The organism is Micromonospora sp. NPDC049580 (assembly GCF_040675595.1).
In the GTDB taxonomy this organism is placed as follows: Bacteria; Actinomycetota; Actinomycetes; order Mycobacteriales; family Micromonosporaceae; genus Micromonospora.
The window spans coordinates 1-5,980 of the sequence record NZ_JBFAPG010000392.1 but is presented as its reverse complement, the minus strand read 5'-3'; the positions used below and the strand labels follow the sequence as shown (position 1 = coordinate 5,980).

The following is a 5,980-nucleotide window of genomic DNA, read 5'->3' as shown; positions in this document are numbered from 1 at the left end:
CGAGGACCCCCGTCACCACCGGCCGGGGCGCATCGTCGTATCCGCCGGGCGACCTCGGAAGCCGAGGCGGTTGATCCACTCCACATCGCCGACCTGCGGGTGTCCAGACGTCCGGGACACCCCCACATCGGCGACCTGGAGTGGATCACCGCGCGCTGGGCTGCCTGCCGCGCTGGGCTGCCCGCCGCGCTGGGCTGCCCGCCGCCCCGCGACACCGACGCCGGGCACTGCGGGCGGGTCGGCGCCGCCTACGCTGCCGCTGTGACGAACCAGCAGCTGCGCCTGTCTGTCGGCGCGTCAGCCGGCCAGCGCACGGTCGCGGTGGTGACGGGGGTCCTCGTCGCGGCGATCGGTGCGGCGTTCGTGCTGGTGCCCCTGCTCGCCGGCGGGCTGGTGCGCCGCCTCACCGGCCCGGGAGACGGGTTCGCTTCCTACGAGGAGGCCCGCGATCTGCCGCCGGGAATGCTGCCGCCCGCGTTGCGGGAGTCCACGAGCGGCTCGGAAGGGCCCGGACCGTTCCTCGGGCTGTGCGGGCTGCCGTTCGTCCTGCTCGGCGTCTACCTGGTGCTGCGGGTGCTGCGTACGGCCGCCTGGCTGGACGGCAGCCGGGTGCGGGTGCGGGGCGCCATCCGCAGTCGTACCGTCGATCTCGCCATCGCCCGCGTCGACTTGGTGAGGGCCGACGCGTCGGCTCGTGCGGGTCGATCGCCGGGAATCGTCGTCACCGATCGGGCCAGTGGGCATCGGGTCACCATCCCGCTGCGGGGGATGGGTCTGCCCGTCCTGCCGCCGTCCGAGCTGCGCGCGCTCGCCGACGCGTTCGCGGCAGGTCGACCCGGTGCGGAGCCCAGTGACGAGGCCCGCGCCGTCGCCGCCGATCTGCGGCGTCTGGCGGACGCCTGAGCGGCCCGCTGACGGCGGTGTCCGACGTCCCGGTGGGGCCGGTGTTACCAGTGGGACGGATGAGCAGGAAACGCCTCTGGACAGGGCGAACGGGCGGGTTCACCATCACGGTATGGGTTAGCAGACCCGCGCGGGAGGTGCCATGGTCACCGGTGGAGTCCAGCAGCCGTCAGTCACCTCCCGGCCGTCCGCCGCCCGCACGCATCCGGCCGGGCTCCCCGGTGAGCCCGGGCCCGCCGGGCTCGCCGGTGACCTGCACGCCCTGGCCCGTGCCGTCGCGGTCGCCACGACCGAGCCGCGCTGGCGGGAGATCGTGCTGCTCCGCCTGCGTCCGGTCGGGCAGGGCTTCGCCGAGCACGTCCGGGTCACCGAAGGGCCGGCCGGCCTCTATCGGGAACTGCTCACCCACTCACCCCGCCTCGACCACGGGATCCGGCTGCTGACCCGGGAGCACACCGCGATCGTCGCCGCGATCCTGGCCGTGCAGCGGGTCGCCGAGCGGTCCGAGGCCGGCCCCGACGAACTGCGCCGCCGGGCGGGGCACCTGCTGCGGACGCTGGCCCGGCATCGGCGGCGTGGTGCCAATCTGCTCTGGCAGGCGTACCAGACGGATCTGGGCGGCGAGACCTGAGCCGGGGCGGGAACCCGCCCGGCGGCGGTCCCGTCGAACCTGGCATGCGTCGACCGGTTCTGCTGCTCGTACTGCCGCTGTTGTCCATGGTGGGCTGCGCCGCGACCGGCGCGGAGCCCGCCGCCGCGCCCACCACGACGGCGCATCGCGCATTCGACCAGCGGGCCAGCGCGGTCGCCGCGGCGTGGCGGCCCGGTCCCGGCTGGCGTGACGGCTACGTCCCCCTGCAGGGGCCGACGGTGCTCACCGGCGACCCGCGCTTCACGCCGGACACCGAGACGGCCTTCCGGTCCGGCTGGTACCGCGCCCAGGTCGCCATCCCGTCCACCCGCGTCGGTGCCGAGATCCGGTTCCCGGACGGGCGGTTGACCCTGCCGCTGGTCAGCGCGGCCGAGGCGTACCGGCAGCTCGACCGGGGTGACCCGCTGCCCTGCCCGGGGCGGCCGAAGCGGCCCGGGCTGCCGACTCCCGGCGGTCCCACCGTCGAGCCCGGGCCGGACGGCTGGGCGACCAGCACGACGGAGACAGCCTGCCTTCCGCTGACCGTCACCGGGGTGACCCTCGGTGCCGTGCCGGTCCGCACGAGTCGAGGTGAGGCGCAGGTCCCGGCCTGGCTGTTCACGGTGGAGGAGCTGGCCACGCCGGTGGCCCAGCTCGCCGTCGCGCCGACGGCCGTCACGCCCGTCCCCCCGGCGCCCACGCCGACCCAGCCACTGCCGGAGGGTCTGGTGGCCGCCCAGGACATGGTGGCGGTGGACGGCGCACGGTTGACCGTCCGGCTCGGAGTCGGCGCCTGCGACACCGACATCACCCCGGTGGTGTCGGAACGGCCGGACGTGGTCGTGGTCGGCGGCGCGGTCACCCGGTCCACCGGCGTCTGCACCGACGTGCTCAAGCTGGAGCCGGTCACCGTCACCCTGGCCGCCCCGCTGGGGGCGCGGCCGGTGCTGGACGTCTTCACCGGCGCACCGCTGACGATCGCCGCCCGGTGACGGCCGCCGGGCCTCTGCCGCTGACCGCCCGCGCGGGCTCGGTCAGAGGATCGTGGGAACGTCGGTGCTGATCGGCACCGGCAGCACCGTGGGTCCCTCGGCGCGCAGCCCGGTGGCGAGGGCGGCACCGAGCTGGTCAGGGGTCTGCACCACCTCGGTGGCGCAGCCGTAGCCGGCCGCGATGGCGGTGATGTCCAGCCCCGGCAGGTCCAGGCCGGGCACCCCGGGAGTGTCCTTGAACTCGGCGAACGCCTTGAGGATCGCGTACTGCTGATTGACCGGGACGAGGACCACCACGGGCAGTGCCAGGCGCGCGGCGGTCCACAGCGCCTGCACCGAGTAGTGGAACGAGCCGTCGCCGATCACCGCCACCACCGGCCGGCGACGCCCGGTGTCCCGCTCGGCCAGCGCCACCCCGACTGCGGCCGGCAGGCCGTAGCCGAGCCCACCGCTGGCCATCGTGAAGTACGACGCCGGCCGGGTGATGCGCAGGTGGCGGCGCAGTGCGGACAGATTGGACGGTGACTCCTGGACCAGCACGCCGTCGGCCGGCCAGTGTGCGGCCAGCGCGGCGAACATCGCGTCGGCGCTCAGCGGCACGGTGACCTCCGGCGGCGCCGGAGCGGCCCGCGGCGTCGGCGGCTGTCGGTTGGCGGCCGGAACCAGGTCGAGCAGCGCGGCGAGAGTCAGCCCGGGGTCGCCGAGCAGGCTGTCCCCGACCGGGGCTCGGGCGGCCTCGTCCGGGTCGTCCGTGACGTGCAGCAGGCGGGCGCCCTCGGGCAGGTGGTTGCCCGGGACGTGCGGGTAGTAGCGGAACACCGGGGCGCCGACGACCAGGACGGTGTCGTGCCCCCGCAGCGCTTCGGCCAGCGGCCCGATGGCGAACGGCAGGACCCCGCGGAACTGCGGGTGATCTTCCGGGAACACGGCCCGTTCCGGTGCGGGGGCCGACCAGACCGGTGCGGCCAGCCGCTCGGCCAGGGCGACGGCCGCCGGCCAACTGCCGGAGCGGTCCACGCCGGGCCCGAACACCAGCACCGGGTCGCGGCTGTCGGCCAACACCCGCGCGAACGTCTCCAACCGCTGCGGATCCGGCCCGAAGCGGGTCGCCACCGTGCGCGACGCGGGAGGCGCCTCGGCGGGCCGGGCCCAGTCGTCCATCGGCAGGGAGAGGAAGACCGGCCCGACGGGCGGCTGCACGGCGGTCGCGTACGCCCGCAGCAGCGCCGCCGGAATGTCCTGCGCGCGGACCGGCTCGTAGCTCCACTTGACGTACGGCTCGGGCAGCTCGACCGCTCGTCGGCTGGTCAGCCGGGGCTCCAGCAGCAGCATCTCCCGGGTCTGCTGGCCGGCGGTGACGATCAGGGGCGTCTTGTTGTGCCAGGCGGTGACCAGGTTGCCCATGCCGTTGCCCATTCCCGGGGCGGTGTGCAGGTTGACGTGCGCGGGCCTGCCGGCCGCCTGGGCGTACCCGTCGGCCATCGCCACCGCAGTGGCCTCCTGCAGCGCGTGGACGTAGTGGAAGTCGGCCGGGAAGTCCCGCAGGAACGGTTCCTCGGTGGAGCCGGGGTTGCCGAAGACGGTGGTCATGCCGAGGGTGCGGAGCACGTCGTACGTCGCGTCCCGGACCGTTGCCATCGTCACCTGCCTCCGTGTCGCGCGCAGGGGCGACCATGGCCGCCCTCCCGATCAGCCGAATCTATCGGGATGCGACGGACCTTTCGGGCGTTTCCCGGCCGTCGGGGGTCCGGCTCGCCCACTGGGCCGCGTGCGGCGCAGGTCAGGGCAGCGCGAAGGGCAGTTTGATGCCGTCCAGCGCCCGGCCGCACGCGCAGTCCTGCTCGGCGGGCAGCGCGGCCACCGCGTCCAGCAGCACGTCCCGCAGGCGCTCGGTGTTGGCCGCGAAGACCCGGAACACCTCGTCCTGGGTCACCGACTCGCCCGCCTGCACCCCGGCGTCCAGGTCGGTGATCAACGCGATGGAGGAGTAGCAGAGCGCCATCTCCCGGGCGAGCACCGCCTCCGGGTGGCCAGTCATGTTCACGACAGTGCCGCCGATCGACGCGAACCAGCGGGACTCGGCACGGGTGGAGAACCGTGGGCCCTCGACCACCACCACCGTCCCGCCGTCCACCGCTGTGACGTCCCGGCCGGCCGCTGCGGCGAGCAGGGCGTGACGGCCCCGCGGGCAGTACGGGTCGGCGAACGGCACGTGCACCGCGCCCTCGTCGTAGTAGGTCTGCACCCGCCCGCTGGTGCGGTCGATGAGCTGGTCCGGCACCACGAACGTGCCCGGCCCCAGCTCCGGACGCAGCCCACCGACCGCGCACGGCGCCAACACCTGGCGTACGCCGAGGGACCGCAGCGCCCACATGTTGGCCCGGTACGGGATCCGGTGCGGCGGGTACCGGTGGTCGGAACCGTGCCGGGGCAGGAACGCGACCCGCCGCCCGGCCACCTCCGCGATGGTCACCGCGTCCGAGGGTGGACCGTAAGGGGTGGCCAGCTCATGAGGGGTGCCGTCGAGGAGGGCGTAGAGGCCGGAGCCGCCGATCACCGCGAGGTCCGCCGTCGGTGTCATGGAGCCTCCGTCGCAACTGTCCGATCACCCGCCGGTCAGACCTTAGCCAGCACCGGGGACGCAGGCTATGGTGCCAGGCATGGCGTTGACAGCGCGGCTGATCCCGATGCACCGTGCGGATCCGGCGAATGACGGATCCCCGGTGCGGGCTCACGGTTGACGGGTAGGTGAGATGCAGGGAGAGGGCCAGGCGATCGGCGGACGAGCGATGGAGTCGATGACCGGGCGGCTGCTGGTCGCGACTCCGGCGCTCAAGGACCCGAACTTCGACCGTACGGTGGTGCTGCTGGTCGCCCACGAGCCGGGTGGCGCGCTCGGCGTGGTCCTGAACCGGGCGACCGAGGTGCCGGTCGCCGAGGTGCTGGGTGACTGGAGTGACCTGGCCCGCCACCCGGCGGTGCTCTTCGAGGGCGGCCCGGTGCAGCCCGACTCGGCGATCTGCCTGGCCCGGATGCGGCAACCGCTGCGCCGGCTCAAGGGCTTCCACCAGGTCTCCGGCGCGGTCGGCACGATCGACCTCTCGGTCGACCCGGAGAAGCTGCGGGAGAGCATCGGCGGGATCCGGGTCTTCGCCGGCTACTCCGGCTGGGGCAGCGGGCAGTTGGAACAGGAGATCGCCGACGGGTCCTGGTTCCTGCTGGACGCTCTGCCCGGCGACGCCTTCGTCGACCGCCCGGACGACCTGTGGCCGATGGTGCTGCGCCGGCAGGGCGGGATGATGGCCGCCGTCGCCCACTTCCCGCCGGACGTGGCCCTCAACTGACCCGCCTGGGTGGGGACCCCCGCGAGATGACCATGCCGGCCGGTCTGTGTATAGTTTCCCAGTGCCCGGGCGACCGGGACGACAGCAAGGGGCCGTGGCGCAGCTGGTAG

General features: G+C 74.3%; 6 protein-coding genes. 4 read left to right on the top strand and 2 right to left on the bottom strand.

Translation table 11 applies throughout. The features are described 5' to 3' along the window. The 3 genes from AB0J68_RS24940 to AB0J68_RS24930 all read left to right on the top strand — a co-directional run. Nucleotides 1–903 (top strand): hypothetical protein (locus AB0J68_RS24940; RefSeq protein ID WP_363940623.1); only part of this gene is annotated, 903 nt, incomplete at its 5' end. Between the two features lie 142 nt (nucleotides 904–1,045). Next, nucleotides 1,046–1,534, top strand: coding sequence for a hypothetical protein (locus AB0J68_RS24935; protein ID WP_355132949.1), 489 nt, complete (start codon nucleotides 1,046–1,048; stop codon nucleotides 1,532–1,534). Nucleotides 1,535–1,578: 44 nt separating this feature from the next. Next, entirely contained in the window at nucleotides 1,579–2,526 is a 948-nt protein-coding gene (locus AB0J68_RS24930; protein ID WP_363940622.1) for a hypothetical protein, read from the top strand. 42 nt (nucleotides 2,527–2,568) lie between these two features. Here the strand turns inward: AB0J68_RS24930 and mdlC are convergent, their stop codons facing one another. Both mdlC and AB0J68_RS24920 read right to left on the bottom strand, forming a co-directional pair. Further along, nucleotides 2,569–4,164: a benzoylformate decarboxylase gene (gene mdlC, locus AB0J68_RS24925; protein ID WP_363940621.1), complete on the bottom strand. Its 1,596-nt coding sequence runs from the start codon at nucleotides 4,162–4,164 to the stop codon at nucleotides 2,569–2,571. A 142-nt stretch (nucleotides 4,165–4,306) separates the two neighbouring features. Beyond that, nucleotides 4,307–5,107 carry an S-methyl-5'-thioadenosine phosphorylase gene (locus tag AB0J68_RS24920; RefSeq protein ID WP_363940620.1) on the bottom strand — a complete coding sequence of 267 codons (801 nt, stop codon included), beginning with the start codon at nucleotides 5,105–5,107 and terminating at the stop codon, nucleotides 4,307–4,309. A gap of 172 nt (nucleotides 5,108–5,279) precedes the next feature. On the opposite strand from AB0J68_RS24920, the gene AB0J68_RS24915 reads away from it, so the two are divergent. Next, nucleotides 5,280–5,870, top strand: coding sequence for a YqgE/AlgH family protein (locus AB0J68_RS24915; RefSeq protein WP_234583082.1), 591 nt, complete (start codon nucleotides 5,280–5,282; stop codon nucleotides 5,868–5,870). Nucleotides 5,871–5,980: the final 110 nt, after the last annotated feature.